Below are 26,295 nucleotides of genomic sequence, written 5' to 3' on the forward strand. Positions count from 1 at the left end.
TGCTAATATTCTATTTCTTTGTGATGTAGCCCTGAGCCTTAAGAAGCTCTGCGCAAAGTACAGCGCCGCCTGCAGCACCACGAACTGTGTTGTGTGAAAGTCCAACGAACTTCCAATCGTAGATGCTATCCTCACGGATACGTCCAACAGAAACGCCCATACCGTTCTCGTAATCAACGTCGAGAGATACCTGAGGGCGATTGTCCTCTTCCATGTAACGGATGAACTGCTTTGGTGCGCTAGGAAGCTTAAGCTCCTGTGGAACACCTGAGAAATTGTTGATTGCATCGATAAGCTGCTGCTTTGTAGGCTGCTTCTTAAACTTAACGAATACTGCAGCTGTGTGACCATTGAGAACTGGTACACGGATACACTGGCATGTAATCTTTACATCGTCAGCTGGAACGATAACGCCGTCCTCGATGTGGCCCCAAATTCTAAGTGGCTCCTTCTCTGACTTCTCTTCCTCACCTGAGATAAATGGGATGATATTGCCTTCCATCTCTGGCCAATCCTTAAATGTCTTACCTGCACCTGAGATAGCCTGGTATGTTGTAGCTACTACCTCATATGGTTCGAACTCCTTCCATGCTGTAAGAACTGGTGCATAAGACTGGATTGAGCAGTTTGGCTTAACTGCAACGAAACCACGTGTTGTACCAAGTCTCTTCTTCTGGAACTCGATAACTTCCATGTGCTGTGGATTGATTTCAGGCACTACCATAGGAACGTCTGGAGTCCATCTATGTGCTGAGTTGTTTGAAACTACTGGAGTCTCAGTCTTTGCATAAGCTTCCTCGATGGCCTTGATTTCGTCCTTAGACATATCAACAGCTGAGAATACAAAATCAACCTCTGAAGCTACTTCCTCAACCTCATTTACGTTCTTTACGATGATGTCCTTCACTGCTTCTGGCATTGGAGTAGTCATTTTCCATCTTCCACCTACTGCATCCTCGTATCTTAGTCCGGCACTTCTTGGGCTGGCAGCAATTGTAGTAACCTCAAACCAAGGATGGTTCTCTAATAGAGAAATAAATCTCTGACCAACCATACCAGTACCACCAAGAATTCCGACTCTTAATTTCTCGCTCATTTCAAACACTCTCCTTAAATTTGTTTTTCTGTCGCGGACATTTGTCCGCCACAGTCATTACATGGCATTATAAACTATTAAGGAACTCCTTGCAAGCCTTAATTTCCCCAGTCATAGCATCATGTCCAGGAGCACCTGTTGTAAGTCGCTTATTTACGCAGGTTTCCATAGAAATTGAATCGTAAATATCTTCTTCAAAAACTGGAGAAATCGCGTTTAATTCATCTAATGAAAGCTCATCGATAGACTTATCTTTGTCTATGCAGTAAAGAACAAGCTGTCCGATGATTCCGTGTGCGTCTCTGAAAGGCACACCTCTGTTAACTAAATAATCGGCAGCATCAGTTGCATTTGTGAACCCTTTCTTTGCAGATTCAGCCATAACCTCTTTATTAAAAGTCATTGTGGCAAGCATTCCATCAAAGAGAACTATACAATTCTGTACTGTCTCCATGGCGTCAAATGCCATCTCCTTGTCCTCCTGCATATCCTTATTGTAAGCAAGAGGGATTCCCTTCATTGTAGTGAGAAGTGATGTAAGGGCTCCATAAACGCGTCCTGTTTTTCCTCTTACGAGCTCTGCAATATCAGGATTTTTCTTCTGTGGCATGATAGATGAGCCTGTAGAATAAGCGTCGTCAATCTCTACAAAACGATATTCATTGCTATTCCAGATAATAACCTCCTCTGAAAAACGAGAAAGATGCATTTGAATAGTGGCAAGGGCTGATAAAAACTCAATGAGGTAGTCCCTGTCAGAAACACCGTCCATAGAATTAAGAGTAGGACCATCAAACTCCAAAAGCTCTGCTGTCATATCTCTGTTGAGAGGATATGTGGTACCAGCAAGGGCTCCCGAGCCAAGTGGACAGTAATTCATGCGAACTCTGATATCGGAAAGACGAAGCACGTCTCTTCTGAACATCTCAAAGTAAGCACCCATATGATGTGCCAAAGTGATAGGCTGAGCCTTCTGAAGATGTGTGAAACCAGGCATAATAGTATCAATATGCTCTTCCATAATCTTAAGTATGGTCTCAAGTAAATGTGTAAGAGCCTGTGATGTAGCATCCACCTGGTCACGTGTGTAAAGACGCATATCAAGAGCAACCTGATCATTACGACTACGACCTGTGTGAAGCTTCTTTCCTGCATCACCGATTCTATCAATAAGATTAGCCTCTACAAAGCTGTGGACATCCTCATACTCAGAAGTAATTTCCAGTGCCCCTAAATTAACATCAGCTTCAATACTATCAAGACCAGCTAAAATCTGATCACGCTCTTTATCAGTGATAACGCCAACAGAAGCAAGCATCTTAACATGTGCTCGGCTACCGCGGACATCCTGAGCAAAAAGCTTTTTATCAAAACTGATAGAAGCATTGAAATCATAAACCATCTGATCGGTAGATTTTGTGAATCTACCTCCCCACAACTGTGCCATAACTAATCCTCCGTAATTCTTAATTCTGCTTTTTTTGTAACTGTCTTTCATTATATGAATAAACGCATCCACAGTAGTCCTGTCGATACATATCATATTCTGCTGATAACTCAGTAGAGCGTTTGAAGCCCTCCTTCTTTTTGAAGTCAGAAGGAAGCCATGACACTCCCGCTTCTTCGCCTATACGAATTCCGATTTCATTGAGAACCTGAGAATCTTTCATTGGAGATATTGTAAGTGTTGTCGTGAAAAAGTCAAAGCTTTTTTCAGCTGCAACTTCAGCTGTCCGTCTGAGACGGAGTTCGTAGCACTTATGACAACGTGCTCCCTTCTCAGGTTCGTGCTCCAAACCTTTTGCTATATCGTAAAAACGATTCTTATCATAATCACCCTCGATGAATTCGACCGGATGCTTTGTAGGAAAAGCTTTGATAAAACGCTGCTGTTCCTTCACCCTGTGATAATATTCCTCGTCTGGATATATATTAGGATTGTAGTAAAAAACCGTGATATTAAAGTACTGAGATAAATACTCAATACAATAACTACTACATGGCCCACAACAGCTATGTAGTAATAAAGAAGGCACGCGGCCTTCTTTTTCAAATTGATCTATTAACTTATCTAATTCTTTTTGATAATTAATCTTTACCATCTATTTGCCCAAATAAATAAAAATGCAATGGCGAAAACATAGATAAACGCCATAAGTACCATGAATCCAACCTGTGAAGCAAGGATACCTATAACAATCTGCGCAATGAACACAAGACCGTGAATCCAGATTGGAATTCTGTTAAGACATGCCGCAAGAGCAGCCTCAAGAACTACCATTACACAAGCAATAACAACATTAATATCGAAAGCTACACAAGAAACTACAATGGCAACTACCGAAAAAACTACCAGCCATATAAGTGATATTAACGGGAGATTCTCCTTGTTAACATACTTAGTTAACGCAGATGAAGGTATTGTTCTTTTAGTATTTCTAGCCATGATATTCTCCTAACCTTTTTATACAAATTTTTACAAATGTCATTATAATAAAACGGCATGATTTTCTCAACAATTTAATTGATTTTTTTACCTAATTATATTAGACTAAAAACCGCAGAAATTTCAGTTTCATAAAGGTTTACTTGCGCATTGTTTTTGCTCCGATAGCTCAGTTGGTAGAGCACCTCACTCGTAATGAGGGGGTCGTCAGTTCGAGTCTGATTCGGAGCTTTTTTCATATATATAAGGAGGATATAATTTTGGAATTCATTCAATTTGATCACGTATCAAAAAGCTACGATAAACAGCTTGTTTTAGATGAGCTGGATTTATACATTAAGGAGAACACTTTCGTGACTCTTCTTGGTCCATCAGGTTGTGGTAAGACTACTACCCTTCGCCTTTTAGGTGGATTTGAAAAGCCAGATTCAGGACGTATCTATCTTAATGGAAATGATATCACTATGCTTCCAGCAAATCTTCGTCCTATAAATACAGTATTCCAGAAGTATGCGCTCTTCCCTCACATGACTATCGAGGAGAACATCGCCTTTGGTCTTAATATCCAGAAAAAATCAAAGGAATACATTTACGACAAAATCAAATATGCTTTGAAGCTTGTTAACCTTGATGGTTTTGAGAAGCGTTCCATTGATTCACTTTCAGGTGGTCAGCAGCAGCGTATCGCTATTGCCCGCGCCATCGTAAATGAGCCAAAGGTACTTCTTTTGGATGAGCCTCTTGGCGCCCTTGATTTAAAGCTTCGTCAGAATATGCAGTACGAGCTTATGAAGATTAAGCAGGAGTTAGGCATTACCTTCCTTTACGTTACTCACGATCAGGAAGAGGCCCTCACTATGTCTGATACTATCGTTGTTATGAACCAAGGATATATTCAGCAGATTGGTTCTCCAGAGGATATTTACAATGAGCCAGAAAATGCTTTCGTTGCTGATTTCATTGGCGAAAGTAATATCATAGAAGGAATCATGATTAAGGATGAGCTTGTTTCCTTCCTTGGTGTTCAGGTTCCTTGTGTTGACCGTGGTTTTGGAACTATGAAGCCAGTCGACGTTGTCATCCGCCCTGAGGATGTAGAGCTTGGAGCTCCAGGTAAGGGCTTCATGGATGGTGTCATTACAGACTGTCTCTTCAAGGGTGTTCACTACGAGCTTGATGTTCAGTGTGGTGAATACGAGTGGCTGGTTCACACTACCAAATATTTCGAGGTTGGCCAGCACGTTTCTTTAAATGTAATACCATTTAACATCCAAATTATGAACAAGCCTGAGTCAGAGGACGAGGAGGTAATGAAGGAAGATGATTAATCGCTTTAGAACAAGCTTCCTTGCAGCCCCTTATGCAGTCTGGGTACTGATATGCACTATCCTTCCACTTTTCTATATATTAGGATATGCACTGACAAACGATGCAGGAAGCTTCACACTTTCTAATCTTTTAGCAATCACTGACGCAGTACATTTGAAATCACTTTGGCTGTCTATCGAGGTTGCTTTTGTCACAACAATAATCTGCCTGATTATTGCTTACCCTGTTGCGCTTATTTTGCACAACCTGAAAATCACAAATAAAGGCTTTGTAGTTTTCCTGTTTATCCTTCCAATGTGGATGAACTTCATGCTTCGTATCTTGGCATGGCAGATTATCCTTTCCAACAACGGAATCTTAAACAGTATTCTTTCAGCTGTTGGCCTTCCAACAGTACACATTTTATATACTAAGGCAGCCGTAACACTTGGTATGGTTTACGATTTCCTGCCTTACATGATTCTGCCTATTTACAATGCATTATCAAAGGTAAGTGATTCCGTAGTAGAGGCTGCTGCCGACTTGGGCGCCAACTGGTGGACCACCTTTATTAAGATTACAGTTCCTCTTTCAAAGGATGGAATCATTTCGGGAATCATCATGGTATTCGTACCTGCCCTTTCATCTTTCGTTGTTTCCAACCTTTTAGGTGGAGGAAAGGTTCTGCTTATCGGTAACGTAATCGAGCAGGAATTCACACTTGCCAGAAACTGGAATTTAGGTTCTGGACTTTCAATCATCCTCATGATTTTCGTACTTCTTTCTATGTCTATCATGAACAGGATTGATGATTCTGAGAATGGAGGTATGCTTGTATGACAAAGGTTAAAAAAGGCGCATCCTACTTCTATCTCGGACTTGTGTTTTTGTTTTTATATGCACCAATTTTAGTGCTTATTGTTTTATCCTTTAATGATTCTATGTCACGTACTGTGTGGGGCGGCTTCACTTTTAAGTGGTACATGAACCTCACTTCAAACGACAATATTATGGGAGCCCTTGGCACCACAATCAGAATCACACTTACTTCTTCTATACTGGCCACCTTACTTGGCACCTCAGCTGCCATCGGTATCCACTACATGAAGAAGAGACATGCAGCTATTATGCTTGGCGCTACTAATATTCCACTTTTAAATGCTGATATTGTTACAGGTATTTCACTGATGCTTCTGTTCACCAGATTCACTCCACTTGGAGAGTTTTCAGTAGTACTTGCACACATTGCGTTTTCAGTGCCGTATGTAATCTTTAATGTACTACCAAGACTACAGTCACTTTCTGAGGCCTGCTTTGAAGCAGCCATGGATTTGGGCGCTACACCATCTTATGCATTTTACAAAGTAGTATGGCCAGAAATTTTCCCTGGAGTTTTATCGGGATTTTTAATGGCTCTTACAATGTCACTTGACGATTTCACCATCACCTATTTCACAAAAGGTGCCGGTGTTAATACCCTTTCAACAATGCTTTACACACAGCTCAGAAAGGGAATTCAGCCAGAGCTATATGCCCTGTCTACTATCCTGTTCTTACTTGCATTTATTCTTTTGCTTGTAATGAACTTCAAAAAGGATGTTAGAAAGGAGGCTGTTAAATAATGAGACATAGATTAATTAGCCTTCTTAGTGTTTTTGTTTTATGTACTGCTTCTGTGCTTAGCTTCACCGGTTGCGGTTCTGATGCAGACGCCACAGATACACTTGTTGTTTTAAATTATGGAAAATACATCGAAGCTGATGTTCTGAAAAGATTCCAGAAGGAAACTGGAATTAAGGTTAAATATGAGGAGTATGAATCTGTTGAAGATATGTACGCCAAATATAAAGCAGGCTCCATCAATTATGATGTTATCTGCACTTCCGACTATATGATTGAGACTATGCGCCAAGAGGGGGAACTGATTCCTATCGATTACAACTCTCTTCCAAATTACGCTAACATTGATCAAGATATTATCGAAGCATCAGGAGCCTTCGATCCTACTCACAAATACACCGTTCCATATTTCTACGGAACTGTTGGTATCCTTTACAATACCAACATGGTAGACAAAGAAACTGTTTCATCCTGGGACTGTCTTTGGGACCCAGCATATAACAACCGCATCGTAATGATTAACTCACAGCGTGATGCATTTATGGTTGCCCAGAAGAAGCTTGGTTACGACATCAATACTACTGATAAAAAACAGCTTGATGACACCTTCAATCTTCTCTGTGATGAAAAGAAATATGTATATGCCTACCTTCAGGATGAGACTTATGAATGCATGATTTCCCAGGACGCTGCCATGGCAGTATGCTACTCTGGAGAAGCAGCCATGGGTATGGAGTACAATGAAGATTTAGATTACATTGTACCTAACGAAGGTGGAAATCTTTGGATTGATTCATGGTTTGTGCCTCGCACCTGTAAGCATTATGATGCAGCCATGAAATGGATAGACTTCATGTGTGAGGAAGAAGCTGCTACAGAAAACTTTGAATACGTATGGTACGCTACTCCAAATACAAAGGTAGCACAGCATGAGGATGAAGAAACTTTAGCTGATGAGACTGTGTTCCCAACTAAAGAAACACTCTCACGCTGCAAGCTTTATGAAGCCTACGATAAAGAAACACTCGACTATACCACTACTCTGTGGAAGAAATTAAAAGCTTACTAAAGAATACGCAGGTTACGCTCTCAATCCTTAGTAATTACTCCGTCGAGCTGAAGAAAGCTCTCCTTGAGTAATTCTAAGAGATTGATAGCTACCTGCTTTTTTTGTGTGATTTATTTACTTTACAATAGTAACCTCGTCGTTATGTACGTTATAAAAGTAGAGATTATCCGAAAGGAAATCTTCCTCCTTCAATTCATTGCGGTTTACGTAAAAAATCAAATTCTTTATTTCTACTGGATCAATATTTGGACACTCAACCGATGGAATCATTATGAGTTCATGGACTGAGCAAGGGATGATATAAACATCCGACTTCTTACGGGCCGCAAAAGCCTTAAGCAAATCTCTGTAAATAAGTACTGCAGCTCCATGCATTGCTATATTATTTGTAGCAACATATAGTGGCAAGTCGTTATCCTCTTCCTCTGCTACAGACTGAAGTTCTTCATTATCTGTATAAGATGCTATAGTATTTAATATTCCACGAATCTTCAATCCTAGTAATCTTGGAGTGTTCTCTAGAGCTAAGCCCATAAGTGCATCTACATCTACACCCCAGGATGTCATCAACTCATTGGTAATAACCTTACATTTCAAGGAGTCGTCATCATTGGTATGTGCGATATAAAATACCACTGCCAAATCCAAATATTCCTTATAAGGAACAGTCTCTAACAGTTCTACATTTTTGTCTTTATTTATAAGCTTAAAGACAATATTCTTATTAAATTTTTCGTATGTCATTTAGCCTCCGCTATATGACACAAATCAAATGGGAATAAAAAACGAAAAAAGTCTGCATGTGACCATGCAGACTTCATTATATCATCTAAAAAATATAAATCAAGCTCTTTCTTTATAACTTTTCGCCATATCTTTCATTTCCTTGGCATTAGTCATAACCGCCTCTGTAATAGCGCTTCCGCCAAGCATTCTTGCAAGCTCATCTACTGTCTCATCACCAAGAAGCTTCTTGATTCCTGAAATAGTATGTCCATTAGCTACACTCTTTTCAATAAGGAAATGTGTATCAGCCATAGCTGCAATCTGAGGTAAATGTGTTATACAGATAACCTGATGATTAGCGGCAACTGTAGAAAGCTTCTCCGAAACAGCCTGAGCTGTACGACCTGAAATACCAGCATCAATCTCATCAAAGATGAGAGTGTCAATTCCTCCATCAGAAGCTAATACTGTCTTTATTGCAAGCATTATACGGCTCATTTCACCGCCTGAAGCAATATCCTTAAGAGGACGAAGTGGCTCACCTGGGTTGGTGCTGATTACGAACTGACCATCATCAACACCATTATCGGTGTATTTATCCAAGCGAGTGAGCTCCATATCAAACTCACAATTTAGGAAATTCAAATCACTCATGGCAGCCTGCATTTTCACTGCAAGCTCCTTAGCTGCCTTGTGACGAATATCAGAAAGTTTTCCTGATAAAGCATCAAGCTCAGCAGTGGCATTCTCCACATTCTTCTTAAGCTCAGACAAATACTCATCAAAGCTTTCGAACTTTGCCTTCTTCTCCTGACGAGCTGCAAGCTCCTCTAGAATAATCTCGATAGAAGGACCATACTTATCCTTAAGGCGATTAATCTCATTAAGGCGAACCTCCACCTCGTTAAAACGGCCTGCATCAAAGGATGTATCCGCCATATAGCTTGAAAGTTCACGGTTAAAATCAGAAATAATACTGTCTGCATCATTTAACATCGAAAGTAAATCTGCAGCCTTCTCATCTATTGATTCGATATGACGTAAATCTGAAATCGCAGAGCTAAGAGCATCTGACGCGCCACCATCACCAGTCATTGCCTCATGTGCTCGCTGGAAATACTCCATAGTCTTGCTAAAATTAGAAAGACGTCTGTACTCATCCTCCAGCTCCTCATCTTCACCAGATTTAAGATTTGCAGATTCTATTTCATTTATCTCGTGATCCAAAAGAACTATCTCTCGTTCCTTTGAAATATCACTCTTCTTGGCATCCTCAAGCTCCTGCATAAGAGCACGATAATTCTTGTAGCTCTCAGCCACCTGATACTTTAAATCACCAATCTGATTCTTAGCAAACTCATCAAGAAACTCCATGTGTTTATGAGTGTTAAGAAGAGACTGATGCTCCTTTTGACCATAAATATCAAGAAGGATGTCTCCAACCTCCTTCATTTTGGCAGCAGGAACCTGCTCTCCGTTAATTTTGCCAACACTTCTAGACTCGGTAATCTTTCTACTCATAATTACCTCGTCATCATATGGCTCCACTCCTAAATCGCGAAGTGCCTCTTTAGTTTTTTCATCATTTACGAGATATACAGCCTCAACAAAGGCCTCAGAATCAGAATCTCTAAGAAAATCCTTAGATGCCTTGTCACCTAAACTAAGGTGAAGTGCTCCCAAGATAATTGATTTACCTGCTCCCGTCTCGCCTGACAGAATATTTAGCCCCTTTGAAAAAATAATTTCTTCCTCATCAATTAAGGCTAAATTTTTAACGTGCAAACTAGCTAGCATCTTATTCTCCTTTTTAACCCATCTCGCCAACCTTAGGAATTGCACCTTTCCTAATTAATGCTGCTCGATAATCCTCTTGAGCTTCCCCATGATGTATACTGTGTCATCTAAAGAACGGATGGCGCACATGATAGTGTCGTCACCGGCGATAGATCCGACAACCTCTGGAAAATCAAAATGGTCCATAGCTGCTGCCACAGCCATAGCCATACCAGAAACTGTCTTGATAACTAATATATTTTCAGCATTATCCATAGACACAAAACCATCTAAGAAAATGCGAATATATTTCTCATTCATATCTTCCTCTGTGGACTTAAATGCCACATAGCGAAGCTTTCCTGTACCATCGGCAATCTTTGTAAGCTTCATCTCGCGGATATCGCGGGAAACTGTAGCCTGAGTAGCATTAAAACCTGCCTCCTCAAGGCGAGCTGTAAGCTCCTCCTGTGTACCGATTTCATTTTTTACTATTAACTCTAAAATCTTAGCCTGTCTTTCAATCTTCATTTAGATCTCCTGCATTCTTGCTCTTATACGTTCCAAGAAATTAACATTTTCAAGCATTACCATATGTGATGTGGTGCCAGAACGATATATTCTGAGCTTTTCACCCTTTTTCAGAGTCTGACGAAGGGTGCCATCATAAACTATGTTTGCCTGAGGATCGTCATCATCGTGACGGGCCTCAATAGTCACCTCAACCTCATCTGATGAAGCAAGTATTATGCTTCTGGAATTAAGTGTATGAGGGTTGATAGGTGTAAGTATTAAACAATCTGCATGAGGGCTGACAATAGGTCCGTTTGCAGATAGATTATAGGCTGTAGAGCCTGTAGGTGTGGCCACAATAAGGCCATCACAATTGTGATTGTAAAGCTGAATTCCATTAACCTTTACAGTAAGATTCAACACATATAAACCTGCCGCAACTGGTGCAACCACAATATCATTAAGTGCTCTAAAGCGATTGCCAGAATCATTTGAACAATCACCCTCAAGCATCATTCGTGTATCTAACTTATAATTGTCGTTAAGGAGCTGATCAAGGCAGTGCTCGATATTATCAACTGTCATATCACAGAGATAACCGAGATGACCGCAATTCAAACCAACTATTGGAACATTACGATTGGTGACATTCTGAGCAACACGTACTACCGTGCCATCTCCACCAACTGTAATAATACATTGAACATCATCTGCTACACTGATAGGCTCATCAGAGCAGTCAGAGCATGTATCCAAATCTAAAATGCACATCCCGCCATGTGCCTTAATATAATCACGAATCACATTAACATATTTCTCATGTAAATCGCTAAAAGACCTTGCAACAATTAAAAAGTTTTTCATTATTTGTCTAAGCTACCATGAGCCGCTGCTACAGTGGCAACAACATCAATAGCATCCCCCTCTTTTTCTGAGTTAGAAATGTGAATCAAGTATTCAATATTACCTTCTGGCCCCTTGATTGGAGAGAATTCCAAATGGAGCACATAAAAACCAATCTCTTTAACAAAATCTATTATGTTATTTATTACTTCCTCGTGTACTGCTGGGTCACGGACTACGCCCTTCTTTCCAACCTTCTCACGACCTGCCTCAAACTGTGGCTTGATGAGACAAACCATCTCAGCATCATCATTGAGAAGTGCCTTTGCTGGACCTAAAACCTTTGTAAGGCTGATGAAAGAAACGTCCACCGAAGCGAAATCTAATTTCTCTCCTATATCCTCCAAAGTGACATAGCGAATATTAGTCTTTTCCATGCAAACAACTCGTGGATCCTGACGAAGCTTCCATGCAAACTGACCATAACCAACATCTACAGAAAATACCTTGCTAGCACCATTCTGAAGCATGCAGTCAGTGAAGCCTCCAGTGGAAGCTCCAATATCCATGCAAACCTTGCCATCTAATGTGATATCAAAATGAGTCATAGCTTTTTCAAGCTTCAGACCTCCACGGCTAACATACTTAAGCTGCTGACCATGGATTTCGATATCTGCATCAACATCTATTTTTGTACCTGCTTTATCCTCGCGGTTACCTTTGACAAATACATTACCTTCCATAATCATGGTCTTGGCCTTTTCGCGAGATGGGGCAAAGCCCCTGTCTACTAAAACAATATCAAGTCTTTCTTTCATTCTAATTTCCTATAATACTTCTAATATACGCTCTGTAATTGACTGTGCATCAATCTTGAGTTCCTTGAAAAGGAGTGTGATACTTCCATGCTGAACAAACTCATCCGGAATCGCAATCTTAAGAACTTTCCCTTTGTAATCTATGTCATTGAGATATGACTGCACCTGCTGACCGAAGCCGCCTGTGTACACATTCTCTTCCATAGTAACAATCAAATCGTAACGATCCTTAATAGCCTCCAGATATGCCTTATCAAATGGCTTGGCAAAACGAGCATTGCAAATACCAGCATCGATGCCATGAGCCTGTAAAAGCTGCTCTACTTCCTCAGCCTTCTTAACCATTGAACCGAAGGCAAGAAGCATAACCTTTGAACCATCCTTGATTTCCTCTGCTTTTCCAAGCTGAATAGGTGCACGTTGCTCCTTCAAACCACAATACGCCTCTCCTCTAGGATATCTAATAGCAATTGGTCCATTGTGATTAGATACTGCAAATTTCATCATATCTGAAAGCTCCCATTTATTCTTTGGAGCCATCACTGTCATATTAGGCATTGCTGTAAGGAAGGATACATCAAATACTCCCTGATGGGTGCTTCCATCTGAACCAACAAGACCAGCTCTGTCGATAGCAAATACAACGTGGAGATTCTGAAGACAAACATCCTCAAGAATCTGATCATATGCTCTCTGCAAGAAAGAAGAATAAACTGCAAATACAGGTGTCCTTCCACCTAAAGCAAGACCTGCCGCAAAAGTAACTGCATGCTCCTCTGCTATTCCCACATCAAAGAATCTCTCAGGGAACATATTTCTAAATCGCTTGAGACCAGCTCCCTCGGCCATAGCTGCTGTAATGGCAACTACCTCAGGATTTCTGTCTCCCATCTTACGCATAACAGTAGAGAAAACATCTGTGTAACCAGGATTATTGCTTCTCTTTGGAAGACCTGTCTCGATTTCGAATATGTCTGTACCGTGGAAACGTGATGGATGACGCTCTGCTGGCTCATAGCCATTGCCCTTCTTTGTGATGACGTGCACAAGCACTGGTCCGTTTATACGAACTGCCATCTTGAATGTATCAAGCATCGCTTTTATATCATGTCCATCAACAGGACCAAGATACATAACACCGAGATCCTCGAATACCATATTAGGAACCATTAATGACTTAATTCCATTTTTAGTACTACGAATCTTACGGATAATATTCTCGCCATTTGGCCACGACTCAAGTGATGAAAGAACATCATTTTTAAGACCAACATATTTTGAACTGGTACGAAGTCTCTCAAGATTAACCGACATACCACCAACATTTTTCGAAATTGACATCTCATTATCATTAAGAATGATAAGCATATTTGATTTCTGAAGACGTGACGCGTTATTAAGAGCCTCGTAAGCTAGGCCACCAGTCAAAGCACCATCTCCGATAACTGCCGCTACCTTGTAGTGCTCCTCAGCCAAATCTCTTGCAATACAATAGCCAAGGGCTGCTGAAAGAGATGTAGAACTGTGACCTGTATCAAAACTATCGCAATCGCTTTCTTCTCGTTTTGGGAAACCACTCATACCACCGTACTGACGAAGATGATCAAATTCGCCTGCACGACCAGTAAGAATCTTATGAGTATATGCCTGATGTCCAACATCCCAGATGAGCTTATCCTGTGGGAAATCAAGTAATAAATGTAATGCAATTGTAAGCTCAACCGTACCAAGGTTAGATGCAAGATGACCACCTGTCTTTGAAAGGTGCTCAATCAGGAATGTTCGGATTTCCTGTGGAAGTGCCTTAAGCTCTTCATCTGTTAAATTTTTTATATCATTAGGCTGCTTTATTTTATCAAGAACCATAAATTTTATTTGTCTCTGTATACTAAATATTTAAGAAGCTCATTTAAGAACTCATTCTTCTGTGGAAGGCTGTTAAGTTCCTCAAGTGCCTCATCTGTGAGACGTTTTACCTCTTCCTTGGATTTTTCAATACCTGCGAATGTAACAAATGTACATTTCTCATTTCTCTCGTCTGAGCCGATTGGCTTTCCAAGAGTAGCCTCATCGCCAATTATATCAAGGATGTCATCCTGAATCTGGAAGGCAAGGCCTATTTTCTTTGCTACATTTTCAACAGTCTCAACCTGTTCTTCTGTAGCACCAGCAAGCACCGCTCCTATCATCATGGAAGCCTCGATAAGTGCTCCTGTCTTAAGCTCATATATAAAGTCCAGCTTTTCCTTTGTCATTTCAAGCTGTTGTTTTTCTGATTCCACATCTACTACCTGACCACCTATCATACCGAAAACTCCGGCCTTTCTGGCAAGAAGCCTCATAGCCTCAGTGACCCTGATAGTATCAATATCAGCATCATATGCATTTAATGCTGTCTCAAAGGCGTAGTTTAAAAGTGCATCACCTGCAAGAACGCCCATAGCCTCACCATAAACTGCGTGAGTGGTTGGCTTGCCGCGGCGAAGCATATCATTATCCATGGCTGGTAAATCATCATGAACAAGAGAGTATGTGTGGATGAGCTCAATTGCTGCCATAAATGGCTCAATTACATCACCCTCTCCTCCAAATAACTGGAAAGTCTCGTTCATAAGAATTGGGCGAAGCCTCTTACCTCCAGCCGTGACGCTGTACTGCATCGCATCAAAAATAGTGCTCTGCATTCCTTCAACGTCTGGTAAAAATCTGATAACTACATCCTCTGCCGCCTCTGCCCTAAGGTTAAGTTCGTTTTTAATATCCATGCTAGTCTTCCTCTTCAAAAACCTCTAAACCGCCATCTTTGCTGATAGCCATTACAGCTTTCTTTGTCTGTTCGATTTTGGCATTGGCATGCTGAAGTTCCTCCATGCCTGCCTTATATAGCGCAAAGGAATCATCTAAAGATATGTCTGATGACTCCATCTTTGAAATGATTTCCTCTAATGCTTCAAAGCTCTGTTCAATTGTAGTTTCCTGATTATCCTTTTTCTGAGCCATATAATCTCCTGTCTGTAACCTGACTGGTGAGCTCACCGTCCTTGATTCTGATGCTGATACTATCACCTACAGAAATCTGCTCTACTGTGTCCACCCTGTTTCCAGCCTGATCTGTAATATATCCGAAGCCAGCTGCCAGCTTCTTTGCTGGCGAAAGTCCATCAAGACGACCGGATAATGCAACAAGTCTATTCTCATATCTGTCAAGTTTTACCTGAATCAGATTCTGTAGCCTGATGGAAATATTAGCAAGCCTTTCTTCATTGGCTTTTATTTTATTCTCTGGACGAAGAAGCTGTATGCGCTGTTTGTATCCAGTAAGTCGCTCCTGATATGCCTGAATCTTAAAATCCATATTTCTTTCAAGCTTGTCCGAATAACGAGTAATTTGATTGGCGAAATCCTGATATACAAAATTAGCAAGCTCTGCCGCCTGAGATGGTGTTGCTGCACGTCTATCTGCAACAAAATCCGCAATGGTAACATCTGTCTCGTGACCAACTGCGGAAATGATTGGAGTGTTTGCCCTGAAGATTGCTCTGGCAACCTCCTCTTCATTGAAGGCCCATAAATCCTCAATAGAACCACCGCCTCTTCCGACGATGATAACATCAAGATTCATCTCATCCAGACACTGAATACCTGAAATGATGGATGGTGCCGCTCCCTCACCCTGTACCTGTGCAGGATAAAGGATAATCTGAACGAAAGGATTACGAGTCTTTGATACGCGAATGATATCATGAACTGCCGCACCCGTTGGAGCAGTAACCACACCTATTTTCATAGCATGTGTAGGAAGAGGCTTTTTATACATGGCATCAAACATACCACTCTCTGCCAGTTCTTCCTTCAGTGCCTCAAAACGCTGGTATAAATCGCCAACGCCCTGAAGCTCGATTTCATTAGCATATACCTGATATTTGCCCTGTGGACTATAAACTCCCACGTAGCCTGTAACTACTACCTGGTCACCGTCCTTCATGGCAAATTTCAATCCCTTTGCTCTCTTCCCTGCAAACATAACGCAGGAAATTGCACTCTTTTCATCTTTCAAAGTGAAATAAATATGGCCAGTGTGATTATATTTGCAATTGCTGACCTCACCTGAAAGAGAAAGATTTCCAAGCATAAAATCGTCGGAAAACATCCGCTCGATATATGTATTTATCTGGGAAACACTATATACATTTTTATTCATGTCTTTAAACTAACTTAGCTAATGCTCCGTTTACGAAACCTGCTGAGCTGTCTGTACCAAACTCGTCTGCTAAAGAAACTGCCTCATTGATAGCTACACCTACTGGAAGTGCCTCGTACTTGATCTCGTATAAAGCAAGACGGATAAGTGTAAGATCCACCTTTGCCATACGTGTAGTCTTCCAACCATCAACTGACTTATTGATAAGATCATCAATCTCTGGAAGCTTTGCGATAATAGCTTCTGACTTAGTCTTGATGTATTCCTCATCCTCAGGTGTCTTATTGTTCTTTGCCAAATCCTCTGTCTCGGCATTGTTACGACCCTGAAGGAAGGTATTTATAACACTTTCCATGTCATCAGTGTCATGAAACTCGTTCATGAAAACTGCCTTGAATACTTCTTTTCTGACTTCATGTCTATTCATAAATAAATACTCCTAAAAAATGTTGATATTTAGAATAATATAGGGATGCCATCATAACGATAGCACCCCATAATTATACATTAATATGCATAAAAAATAAATAACTGCTGGACTAGTTGTTTGAAGAAACACTAACTGTAGCGATACGAATATCTACAGCTGTAACAACAAGACCTGTCATAGTCTCAACGGCCTGCTTTACCTTCTCCTGAACCATGCCTGAAACCTTTGGAATCTCATAGCCATATTTCATATTGATAGCCATGCGAACTACAATCTTTCCTGGGTCTGAATCAACGACTCTGATAGCCTTTGCAAGCTTACCCTGTCCAGCCTTTGAGATATTATCTGCTGTAAGATTACCAGCTAAAGACTCAACGCCCTCAACCTCTACAGCACCAAGACCTGCGATGATTCCAACTACCTCCTCAGAGATATTAACACCGCCGTCACCATTAACATTTATTACAAAATTCTTATTTTCTGCCATGTCTGCCTCCTAAATACTTATAGAAAAACTAGAATAATTATAGCAAACTAGGGGTAATTGGTAAACCTGTTTTCAAATTCATTTTATTTCCACAGGCTCATCCCTGTATTTCAGTCTGATTTCTTCAATCTGATCGTAGTATTTGTCAAAGGCATCTACTACTTTTGGTGAAAACTGTTGGCCACGCTGAATAATTATTTCGGTTCTTGCTCTTTCTGCTGGCCAAGGCTCCTTGTATGAGCGCTTGCTTGTAAGGGCATCATATACATCTGCCACCGAAACAATCTGTGCATAAACGGAAATTTCTTCCCCCTTAAGTCCCTGTGGATAGCCTTTTCCATCCCAGCGCTCGTGGTGCTGATGCGCAATTTCTCTTGCCACATCTAAAATAACTCCGTTGCTATGTGATAAAAGCTCATTACCATAAGAGGAATGCCCCTTTATAATATTGTATTCTTCATCCGTAAGCTTTCCCGGTTTTTCAATAATCTCATTTGGAATCATAAGCTTACCGACATCATGCAACATGGATGCAATTTTAATAATGTCTATATCTACATCATTATCTAAAAGCTCAGACGCCAAAATACCAGTATACTCTGAAACTCTGCGGACATGCTCTCCTGTCTCACCAGATTTTGCCTCTGAAATAGTAGCAAAATTCCTAATAATTTCAGTTTGGTTTTCCTGAAACTTTTTCATGTATTCTATTTTATTTGACTGTTCTCTCGACAGATATACATTTAATTTTGAAAAACCTGCAGAAAAAGCACAGGCTAAAATTACTATTCCATCCAACCAAAGCACTAGCACATCCTTCTCTTCTGAAAGAACATACTGGAAAAAATACATTGCACAATAGCAGCTATCTATTAAGAAAAACAACGCAATGTTATAGAAAAGCACAGGCTTCCAGTTTAGTGAATATAAATGAGTGGATACATATTCCACATCGTTTTTATGTACCATCATAAGTAGAATGACGGCAACAGCATATACAATTAAATAACTTATTTTTGTAGGAGATATAATCAGTGCGAACCTGTCCTGAAGAACATACTGAATAAACCATGTTGAAGAAATAACTACAGGTAGCTGCATTATTTTTGAATATAGAATTAAAGGTATGATATAAGCTATTGCATCATAAAATAATACAAATAATGTATAAGCACCAAAGAAACTGGCACTGGTTTCATCAATAACAGGTCTTATAAGAACAGCGAAAAACCATGAATAGAGAAGCTCGGCAATTATAGAAACTATTGGTCCTGAGATAAAAAAAAGAACTATACCCAGCCCAATTTTTTGCAATCTTGTGTATTTGTCCCTCACTGTCATCAATGAAAAAAGGACAAACAGAATCGCAGGTATGAATCTTGGCCAATGATATAGTACTAGTTCCATGCCACACCTCCACTGCTTAATTCTAGCAAAGAAGTGTGGCATAATTATGAATATTATTAGAATCCGATATTGTTCACAACTCCAACGGAAACATAGTTGTTTAAGACAGCGTGATAATCCGAATCCTCTTCTGCTTCAGGAGTGTAGACTCCCTCAACCATATATCTGATACCGCCATCGTCCAGTTCTTCTACCACGTTGTAGTGGTCCTTGTAAAACATTCCCTGTGAAACAGTTCTGTTGTAAAGGATTCCCTTGCAGTTTGAAAGAGGACAATCCGGGAAGTTAACATTGTGAATGTGACCAGGCTTTAATGGCTGGTCTAAGAGTCTTTTTAGGATTTCGCGAATATATTTATCAGTGACGTCCTGAAAATGACAGCCCTCGGAAAAGGCTATGGCATGATATCCCTGAAATGTGGCCTCAAAGGCAGCGCCAGCTGTGGCTGAATACTGAATATCCGATGCTACATTAAGGCCAAAATTAATGCCTGAGAGAACCACATCAGGCTTTTCTGGCATAACATTAAGACCTCCTACCCTGACACAGTCCCCCGGTGTGCCACTGCAGGAATATGCATGAACACCTTCGATAGGAAAATCCTCAAATGGGTATATATCAATAGCACTGTGAAGGCTGATGCTGTGGCTGGCGGCGCTTCGCTGGCTCTCCGGAGCCACAACCCAAACCTCTCCAAATTCTCTGGCTACTCTGGCAAGTCTGATAATGCCTGATGCCTCGATGCCGTCGTCATTTGTAATTAGAATTCGCATATGTATTCTCCCACTTAACCAAGCTTTTTCTTTTGCTGGTGACCTGTCATTTTAACTAGAATCGGATATGGTACAAGATGTGAAAATGTAGTAGCTAACTTCATTCTAAGTGAAGGAACAATAATCAGCTTCTTTCTATCCATTCCTTTTAAAGCTTCCTTAACGCACTGCTGAGGTGTGATTCCCTTAAGAGAGAAAACTACATCAGCATTCTCATTAAACTCAGTATCTACTGGACCTGGGCAAAGGGCACTAACCCTTACCTCACTGCCCATTTCTTTAAGCTCCACCGCAACTGCTCTGGTGAGACTGACAACATAGGCTTTTGAAGCATAGTAGCCTGCCATATAAGGACCACCTGGCAGAAGACCTGCTGATGATGCCACATTTAAAATATGGCCTGAACCTGCTTCCTGCATATTTTGAAGGATACCCTTGAATAAAATATGCATGGCCACATCATTAACCTTGAGCATCTGAAGCTCTTTTTTAATATCTGTCTGAATAAAAGCTCCAGCTAAGCCAAGGCCTGCGTTGTTAATGAAAACATCGATATTCTCATCCTGAAGTGTCTCCAAAAGTTTAAAGCATTCCTTTTTCTTGCTGAGATCCACCGGGATGATTTCCACTGGTACTGAAACCATCTCCTTTAGCTCTTCAAGACGTTCTACTCTACGTCCTGTAACGATAAGCCTGTAGCCTCTGTTTGCGAGCTGAATGGCAAACTCCTTTCCGATACCAGATGTAGCTCCTGTAATCAGTGCAGTTTTCATTCTTTGATATTCCCCTTTTCTATATTGCTTTGAATAATATCATTAACTACTTCGAAAAGCTTCTCAGAACCAAGCTTTGTTTTGTCCTGTCTGCCGTAAACCTGTGCCGATGTGACACCGTGCTGTCTCCAGTCTTCTCCACCATTGCTGTTGTTAAGCATCAATGGCTGCAAATTATCCATTGCATGGGCAAACTTTGATTCTGAAGTCTCATAGGCTTCGAATTCATCAAAAAGAGCTATAAGCTCAGCCTTCTGATCATCTGGAAGAAGTGAGTAAATCTTTTCCTTGGCTGCATCTTCCCTAGCCTTCTGGGTCTGGAGATTGACCTCGTCATAAGCATAGGTATCGCCAGCCTCTATCTCCACAATGTCGTGAATCAGGCACATGAGCATAACCTTTGAAATATCCACTTCTTCGTTGGCGTATTCTCTTAAAAGATATGCCATGATAGCCATATGCCATGCATGCTCAGCATCATTTTCATTGCGGCCATGGCCTGACAGGTGAGTCTGCCTGAATATATTCTTCTCTTTGTCAATTTCTAGTGCAAAATCCAATTGCTTCTTAAGTCTTTCGTCCATGGTCACGTCCTTGTTGAAATATATTAATCTTCTTCCTCTACACGGAAAAAATTATTGTACTCTATCTGTGCTTCTGCTAGTTCACCTCTTCCGAAGGCGCAAAGCTTCACATCAATTGAATAATCTGGGAAGTCTTTATTGAATTTATCATATGCTCGGCAACACTGCTTGGCAGATTCCGCTGCTGGATGTGCTAAATTCCCCCCGAAGATTCCAGAACTGATAAGTGGAAATGAAATACTGTGATAATCATTTTCCTTGAGTGTAATCAATGAATTGTAGTATGCATCGAATAATTCCTGATAAGCCTTAGGTGTAACAGAAAAGTTAGGACCTACAGCATGAATTATTGCCTTTGCATTTGTAAGTCTGAAGGATGGTGTGATTACAGCATCTCCATCATTTAGTGGTGTGTCAATCTTTTCGCAGGCATCTGTAAGCTCATTCATTCCCGCCTTTGAAAAAATAACTCCACAAATTCCTCCCCCGGCCCATAAGCCTTTGTTTGCAGCATTAACTACTGCATCCACCTCCTGCTCTGCACAAGATCCGTGGATTAATTCAATATTGCTCATTTTATTCCCCCATAATACTTAAAAAATTTCTTATACCAAATATATTACCACAACTTAATGGTTTAAGTTAATGTCAAACTTTATAAGGTTCCCCTCAAACTTTATTTATACCTTATAAGTCTTCTCTACATACCAATTTGTAAACGAAATTGTGAACAATGTTAAAAAGCATCCTGCCCAAACATCCGTCGCATAATGTACTCCTAAGAGCATACGTGAAATCATGGTAGAGCCTGTTATAAATATTGCAAGAACCCAAAAGGCTACATCCCACTTCTTACTTCTAAGTTTTGGAACAAATTTCTTTAAATAAACCAAAATAAAGCTAAGAGCCGATTGCGCTGCATGACCTGATGGAAATGACGAATCATGTTCAATAGGATGATGTACATACCAATAAGTAAACTGGCTATCAGGGTCTGTCAAAGTGATAAATCGTGGTCTATTGAAGCCGTACTTGATAATAGTTTGCCCTAAAACAGCTACAAGTGTGGCAACAAGTCCGACCATCATTACTTTTCTGAGCTCTACCACCTGAGCATAACTGCATATATATCTATTTGCCCACATTGAGAAACGAATAAAAAGCATGTCTAATATAAAGATTACTCCCAGCCATCTACTATTCAACATACCTACAGACAGTAAATTAAAGCCCACAAATACAATCAAAGAAAGCCATCCCAATATGATGGACACTACTCTCTTTTTGGCTACTCTAATAGTAAGAAAATTGCTGATTGCAAAAAATATTCCTGCCATAGGCGTAGTAAGCAGACCAACTATTTCAAAAAATCTCGCATAGGAACTATCAAATCTGTAAACAGCTTTTGCGATAGGTAAATCATAGAAAGTAAAAATACTCATTCCCAGTACAAAAACTATAATCCATAATGCAGAATTCCACACAACTCTTTTTATACTAGATTTGTTTTCACCCATGCCATACCACCTTAAATAATCCCCCAACAATCCTTATTATATCTACTATAATTAATATTTACTCACATCATAGGTACACTATTTGCGCATGTGTACCTACTAAATCAAACCTATTCCGATTTGATAGGTATATATAAACAAAAACCGTACCCATTAATTAAGATATCATCCTATTCAATAGGTACACATTCACGTAAACCATGCCTACTACATTCCATAATCATCTATTCAATAGGTACACATTCACGTGACCCATGCCTACTACATTCCATAATTATCTATTCAGTAGGTACAAATCTACATAAACCATGCCCACTACATCCCATAATCATCTATTCAGTGGGTACACACCTACATAAGCCGACATTAAAATCTACTCTCCTATAGCCTCATCATAAAATTCCACGAAATCTTTAAACATTTCCTGATCCAGTCTATTTTCTCCATTTCGACGGTCTAAATCCTTCTTTGCTGGATCATCATATAAATGATTATGACCTCGGGTCTCAAATTTAACAAAAACGAAATTTGGGTCATCCTTGTGATTCTCATAGAACACATCATAACTGTATTCCATACCAATCACGTCATCATCTGTGCTATGAACTACCATTACATGAGCATCTGAAGCAGCAAAGCCATCCAATGCAGTATTTCTCGCATATTTTCCGTAATGAATCAACTCATGGAGCTTGATAAATGGCATCATGTAATCGATAACCTCGCCAGCTGTTCGTCTACCAAAGGATTCGAACATATCCGAAGATTTATTGAAGCCAGCGCATTCAATAACAGCCTTCACCTCTGGATGATATGTCAAGACATTGCAGGAACTATATCCACCCCAGCTGTGTCCCCAAAGCACTATTGGAAGATCAGGTATTTCCTCATTATCTTCAACAAAAGAAATGGCATGCTCTAAATCCACTACACCCTGTGGAGCTGCTCCTATTCCATCTCCCTCGCTTTTATCACAGCCTGTTGCATCATACGCAAATACGTAGTAACCATTTTGAGCAAAATAATTTGCAACATCCATATAAGAATTATGACCACCGCCATAACCATGTGCGATTATAACAATTCCTCGTTGTTCGTCACCTGCAGAATATAAATAACCAGCTAGCTTCTGCCCCTTGTTAGATGTGAAGGAATACTCTTTACAGCTGAGCCCATCATAATTTTCCACATGTAGCATGTTTTCCTCTTTTGTATCGCAGCGCACATTAAGATTACTATCATAAACATATGAACAGAATACGCCCCAGCCTACAATCACCAGTAAAACCAGCGCCAGCAAAACACCTACAACAATTTTTAAAATCTTCTTTTTCTTAGTCATTCTCAAAACACTATCTCCCTTAATTTTGTTTTATAAATATTCTAACAAAAAACCCCTTATCACACTACTGTCACACTTAATATCACATAAAAAAACGGGACCCTAAAGTCCCGTTAATTCTCTACTATCCCACTAGTTCACGAACAAGCTTTACACAACCTGCCGCATCCTCGGAATAACCATCTGCACCAATTTCATCCTTGAAAGATTCTGTAATGCAGGCGCCTCCGATGATAATCTTAGACTGACAGCCTTTATTTTTAGCTTCGATAACAACATCTGCCATCTTCATCATTGTTGTAGTCATCAGTGCTGAAAGTCCTATAATTTCAGCATTCAGCTCCATTGCCTTATCTACAATATCAATAGCAGGAATATCCTTGCCCATATCAATTACGTTGTATCCATAATTCTTAAGCATCAATGCGCAAAGATTCTTTCCAATATCATGAATATCTCCCTCTACTGTCGCGATAACTACAGTAGCCTTTGGCTCGCCAGATGCACTTGCAAGAAGTGGCTCGATTAATTTCATTCCAGTCTCCATCGCATTAGCTCCGGCAATAAGCTGAGGAAGGAAATATTTCTTCTTATCATAGAGCTCACCTACCACATTGATACCCTTTATAAGATGCTCCTCGATAATAACCTGTGGATCAACTCCGTCAGCAATGGCTTGGTTTACTTCTTCAACAATCTGTTCTTTTTTACCTTTAACAACGCACTGGGCGATAACGGATAAGCCCTCGCAGGCTGATGCAACAGTAAGCCCACCTCCTGCACTAGCACTGGTACCACCAGCAGGTGCTGCCGCTGCAGCCTTTGCTTCCACAACTGGAAGAGCAGAATATTTCTCTAAAGCTCCTGGCTTATTCATCAAAGTATCTGCTGCCGCTGCGCAATACATCAGCATTTCCTGATTCGGATTTGCGATAGCCATGGTAAGTCCACGACTGACAGCGATAGTAAGATAAGTCGTATTTACGAATTGACGATTAGGCATACCAAAGGAAATATTCGAAAGACCACATACAGTTGGAAGTCCTAATTCGTATTTACAATAATCAATTGTTTCAAAACACTGTAAGCCTGCTGTTCCTTCAGCACCAACTGTCTGAACCAACACATCTACCACAGCATCTTCCTTCTTAAGTCCAAGCTCCACGGCCTTATTTAAAACTGTATTGATATGCTGCTTTTTCTCATCCATATCTTTTGGAAGACCAGCACCAGAAAGAGGAAGCGTGATAAACATTGCTCCGTACTTCTTTGCAAGCTTCAGCATTGGTTCCATCTTCTCCTGTTCTGCAGAGATGGAATTAATAAGGGCGCGACCTGGATATATACGAAGTGCTGCCTCCATAACGTCCACGTGGCTGGTATCAATACAGAGAGGCAAATCAACGGATGAAGTAACCTCATAGATACTATCAAGCATCATCTGTTTTTCATCGATACCGTTCATACCCATATTTACATCAAGGATATTTGCGCCGCGTTCCTCCTGCTCTCTGGCAAAATCCACTACCATAGAAAGTGAGCCATTGCGCAAGCTTTCCTGGAATTTTTTCTTTCCTGTTGGATTGATTCGCTCACCGATTACCATAAATGGACCATCCAAATCAATCCATGTATTCATACGCTCTGAGGTAACCACACGAAGCGACTTATCAACAACCTTATGTGGTGCCTTATCCTTAAGACGTGAAACCAACTCTCGAATATGCTCCGGAGTAGAACCACAGCAACCACCAAAAAGTGAGGCTCCAGCTTCGTATAATTTCTCACAGGCATCAGTAAATTCTACTGGTCCCATTTTATAAACTGTCTTTCCATTTTCAAGTTCGGGAAGACCAGCATTAGGCTTACACATAATTGGAACTGTAGCAACTGGTGCAATCTGCTGCACCAACTCCAGCATAGCATCAGGACCAGTACTGCAATTCATTCCAATACAGTCAACTCCCATAGACTGAAGCACGATTGTAGCTGTATCGGGTGATGTTCCATAAAGTGTCTTTCCATCTGGATTATAGGTAAGTGAAACGATAATAGGTAAATCACAGGTCTCTTTAATGGCAAGAACTGCTGCACGGCACTCCTGAAGACTCATCATAGTCTCAACAACAAATAAATCCACACCTTCTTCCAAAATGGCACGAACCTGTTCCTTGTAGCAATCCACTAAATCCTCAAACATTAAATCTCCAAGAGGATAAAGCTGTTTACCTGTCATTGAAATATCAGCCGCCACAAACTTTCCTTCAGGACAAATTTCACGGGTAAGTCTCACCAGATTACGGTTGATATTAACCAAATCCTCTGCCATACCGTACTCATCAAGCTTAATTCTTGTACCTGTAAAGGTAGGTGCAAGCACGATATCTGAGCCTGCATCATAATATGCCTTCTGTACCTCCTGAATAGCCCATGGATTATCAAGAATCCATTTTTCTGGACATACACCAGCTGCCATTCCTCTCTTCTGAAGCTCAGTACCTGTGGCACCATCAATAAACACTGTTCTCGTTTCAAGTAACTGTCTAAATTCGTTTCTAGTCATTAA

27 protein-coding genes and 1 tRNA gene are annotated in these 26,295 nt (G+C 40.4%); 5 read left to right on the forward strand and 23 right to left on the reverse strand.

Going from position 1 to position 26,295, the window contains the following annotated elements; genetic code table 11:
• Positions 1-10 precede the first annotated feature (10 nt).
• The 4 genes from asd to BMZ41_RS09085 all read right to left on the reverse strand — a co-directional run bounded on the left by asd (position 11) and on the right by BMZ41_RS09085 (position 3,542).
• Positions 11-1,096: an aspartate-semialdehyde dehydrogenase gene (gene asd / locus BMZ41_RS09070; RefSeq protein ID WP_090528869.1), complete on the reverse strand. Its 1,086-nt coding sequence runs from the start codon at positions 1,094-1,096 to the stop codon at positions 11-13.
• A gap of 67 nt (positions 1,097-1,163) precedes the next feature.
• Positions 1,164-2,543 (reverse strand): argininosuccinate lyase, encoded by a 1,380-nt coding sequence (argH, locus tag BMZ41_RS09075; RefSeq protein WP_090528871.1) that lies wholly within the window; start codon positions 2,541-2,543, stop codon positions 1,164-1,166.
• 19 nt (positions 2,544-2,562) lie between these two features.
• Positions 2,563-3,198 (reverse strand): epoxyqueuosine reductase QueH, encoded by a 636-nt coding sequence (locus BMZ41_RS09080; protein WP_090528874.1) that lies wholly within the window; start codon positions 3,196-3,198, stop codon positions 2,563-2,565.
• The gene (locus tag BMZ41_RS09085) at positions 3,192-3,542 is read right to left on the reverse strand and encodes a hypothetical protein (RefSeq protein WP_090167536.1); all 351 of its coding nucleotides are present in this window, start codon (positions 3,540-3,542) and stop codon (positions 3,192-3,194) included. The genes BMZ41_RS09080 and BMZ41_RS09085 overlap by 7 nt, the downstream gene beginning before the upstream one ends.
• A 158-nt stretch (positions 3,543-3,700) precedes the next feature.
• Here BMZ41_RS09085 and BMZ41_RS09090 point away from each other — a divergent pair.
• From BMZ41_RS09090 to BMZ41_RS09110, 5 genes are all read left to right on the forward strand, one after another.
• A tRNA-Thr gene (locus BMZ41_RS09090) sits at positions 3,701-3,773 on the forward strand.
• Between the two features lie 29 nt (positions 3,774-3,802).
• Positions 3,803-4,870, forward strand: coding sequence for an ABC transporter ATP-binding protein (locus BMZ41_RS09095; protein WP_177184196.1), 1,068 nt, complete (start codon positions 3,803-3,805; stop codon positions 4,868-4,870).
• Positions 4,863-5,690: an ABC transporter permease gene (locus BMZ41_RS09100; RefSeq protein WP_090167540.1), complete on the forward strand. Its 828-nt coding sequence runs from the start codon at positions 4,863-4,865 to the stop codon at positions 5,688-5,690. The genes BMZ41_RS09095 and BMZ41_RS09100 overlap by 8 nt, the downstream gene beginning before the upstream one ends.
• Complete coding sequence (locus BMZ41_RS09105; protein WP_090167542.1) at positions 5,687-6,472, forward strand: ABC transporter permease; 786 nt, start codon at positions 5,687-5,689, stop codon at positions 6,470-6,472. The genes BMZ41_RS09100 and BMZ41_RS09105 overlap by 4 nt, the downstream gene beginning before the upstream one ends.
• Positions 6,472-7,539, forward strand: coding sequence for an ABC transporter substrate-binding protein (locus tag BMZ41_RS09110; RefSeq protein ID WP_090528879.1), 1,068 nt, complete (start codon positions 6,472-6,474; stop codon positions 7,537-7,539). Before BMZ41_RS09105 ends, BMZ41_RS09110 begins: the two co-directional genes overlap by 1 nt.
• Before the next feature lie 114 nt (positions 7,540-7,653).
• Here BMZ41_RS09110 and BMZ41_RS09115 read toward each other — a convergent pair whose 3' ends face one another.
• From BMZ41_RS09115 to BMZ41_RS09205, 19 genes are all read right to left on the reverse strand, one after another.
• Positions 7,654-8,283 carry a DUF5688 family protein gene (locus BMZ41_RS09115; RefSeq protein WP_090528882.1) on the reverse strand — a complete coding sequence of 210 codons (630 nt, stop codon included), beginning with the start codon at positions 8,281-8,283 and terminating at the stop codon, positions 7,654-7,656.
• 99 nt (positions 8,284-8,382) lie between these two features.
• Positions 8,383-10,062, reverse strand: coding sequence for a DNA repair protein RecN (gene recN / locus BMZ41_RS09120; RefSeq protein ID WP_090167548.1), 1,680 nt, complete (start codon positions 10,060-10,062; stop codon positions 8,383-8,385).
• Positions 10,063-10,116: 54 nt separating this feature from the next.
• Complete coding sequence (argR, locus tag BMZ41_RS09125; RefSeq protein ID WP_090167551.1) at positions 10,117-10,572, reverse strand: arginine repressor; 456 nt, start codon at positions 10,570-10,572, stop codon at positions 10,117-10,119.
• Entirely contained in the window at positions 10,573-11,418 is an 846-nt protein-coding gene (locus BMZ41_RS09130) for an NAD(+)/NADH kinase (protein WP_090167553.1), read from the reverse strand.
• Positions 11,418-12,215: a TlyA family RNA methyltransferase gene (locus BMZ41_RS09135; protein ID WP_090167555.1), complete on the reverse strand. Its 798-nt coding sequence runs from the start codon at positions 12,213-12,215 to the stop codon at positions 11,418-11,420. Before BMZ41_RS09135 ends, BMZ41_RS09130 begins: the two co-directional genes overlap by 1 nt.
• Positions 12,216-12,224: 9 nt before the next feature.
• Complete coding sequence (dxs, locus tag BMZ41_RS09140) at positions 12,225-14,081, reverse strand: 1-deoxy-D-xylulose-5-phosphate synthase (protein ID WP_090528885.1); 1,857 nt, start codon at positions 14,079-14,081, stop codon at positions 12,225-12,227.
• Between the two features lie 5 nt (positions 14,082-14,086).
• Entirely contained in the window at positions 14,087-14,980 is an 894-nt protein-coding gene (locus BMZ41_RS09145; protein ID WP_090167559.1) for a polyprenyl synthetase family protein, read from the reverse strand.
• A gap of 1 nt (position 14,981) precedes the next feature.
• Entirely contained in the window at positions 14,982-15,215 is a 234-nt protein-coding gene (xseB, locus tag BMZ41_RS09150; protein WP_090167561.1) for an exodeoxyribonuclease VII small subunit, read from the reverse strand.
• A complete protein-coding gene (gene xseA, locus BMZ41_RS09155) occupies positions 15,196-16,416 on the reverse strand; it encodes an exodeoxyribonuclease VII large subunit (protein WP_090528888.1) in 1,221 nt (406 codons plus the stop codon). The genes xseB and xseA overlap by 20 nt, the downstream gene beginning before the upstream one ends.
• Positions 16,417-16,420: 4 nt before the next feature.
• Positions 16,421-16,843, reverse strand: coding sequence for a transcription antitermination factor NusB (gene nusB / locus BMZ41_RS09160; RefSeq protein WP_090528890.1), 423 nt, complete (start codon positions 16,841-16,843; stop codon positions 16,421-16,423).
• Positions 16,844-16,955: 112 nt separating this feature from the next.
• On the reverse strand, positions 16,956-17,333 hold the full coding sequence (locus BMZ41_RS09165) for an Asp23/Gls24 family envelope stress response protein (protein WP_090167567.1): 378 nt from the start codon (positions 17,331-17,333) through the stop codon (positions 16,956-16,958).
• A gap of 78 nt (positions 17,334-17,411) precedes the next feature.
• The gene (locus BMZ41_RS09170) at positions 17,412-18,740 is read right to left on the reverse strand and encodes an HD-GYP domain-containing protein (RefSeq protein ID WP_177184197.1); all 1,329 of its coding nucleotides are present in this window, start codon (positions 18,738-18,740) and stop codon (positions 17,412-17,414) included.
• 56 nt (positions 18,741-18,796) lie between these two features.
• Entirely contained in the window at positions 18,797-19,513 is a 717-nt protein-coding gene (gene surE, locus BMZ41_RS09175; protein ID WP_090528896.1) for a 5'/3'-nucleotidase SurE, read from the reverse strand.
• A 14-nt stretch (positions 19,514-19,527) separates the two neighbouring features.
• Positions 19,528-20,286, reverse strand: coding sequence for an SDR family NAD(P)-dependent oxidoreductase (locus BMZ41_RS09180; RefSeq protein ID WP_090167572.1), 759 nt, complete (start codon positions 20,284-20,286; stop codon positions 19,528-19,530).
• Positions 20,283-20,870 (reverse strand): HD domain-containing protein, encoded by a 588-nt coding sequence (locus BMZ41_RS09185; protein WP_090528899.1) that lies wholly within the window; start codon positions 20,868-20,870, stop codon positions 20,283-20,285. The genes BMZ41_RS09180 and BMZ41_RS09185 overlap by 4 nt, the downstream gene beginning before the upstream one ends.
• A 23-nt stretch (positions 20,871-20,893) precedes the next feature.
• Entirely contained in the window at positions 20,894-21,445 is a 552-nt protein-coding gene (locus tag BMZ41_RS09190) for a macro domain-containing protein (protein ID WP_090167576.1), read from the reverse strand.
• 105 nt (positions 21,446-21,550) lie between these two features.
• Positions 21,551-22,387 carry a phosphatase PAP2 family protein gene (locus BMZ41_RS09195; RefSeq protein WP_090528902.1) on the reverse strand — a complete coding sequence of 279 codons (837 nt, stop codon included), beginning with the start codon at positions 22,385-22,387 and terminating at the stop codon, positions 21,551-21,553.
• 373 nt (positions 22,388-22,760) lie between these two features.
• Positions 22,761-23,729, reverse strand: coding sequence for an alpha/beta hydrolase (locus tag BMZ41_RS09200; protein WP_090167582.1), 969 nt, complete (start codon positions 23,727-23,729; stop codon positions 22,761-22,763).
• Positions 23,730-23,853: 124 nt separating this feature from the next.
• Positions 23,854-26,292, reverse strand: coding sequence for a homocysteine S-methyltransferase family protein (locus BMZ41_RS09205; protein WP_090528905.1), 2,439 nt, complete (start codon positions 26,290-26,292; stop codon positions 23,854-23,856).
• Positions 26,293-26,295: the final 3 nt, after the last annotated feature.

The organism is Pseudobutyrivibrio sp. UC1225 (assembly GCF_900115215.1).
Lineage (GTDB): Bacteria > Bacillota > Clostridia > Lachnospirales > Lachnospiraceae > Pseudobutyrivibrio.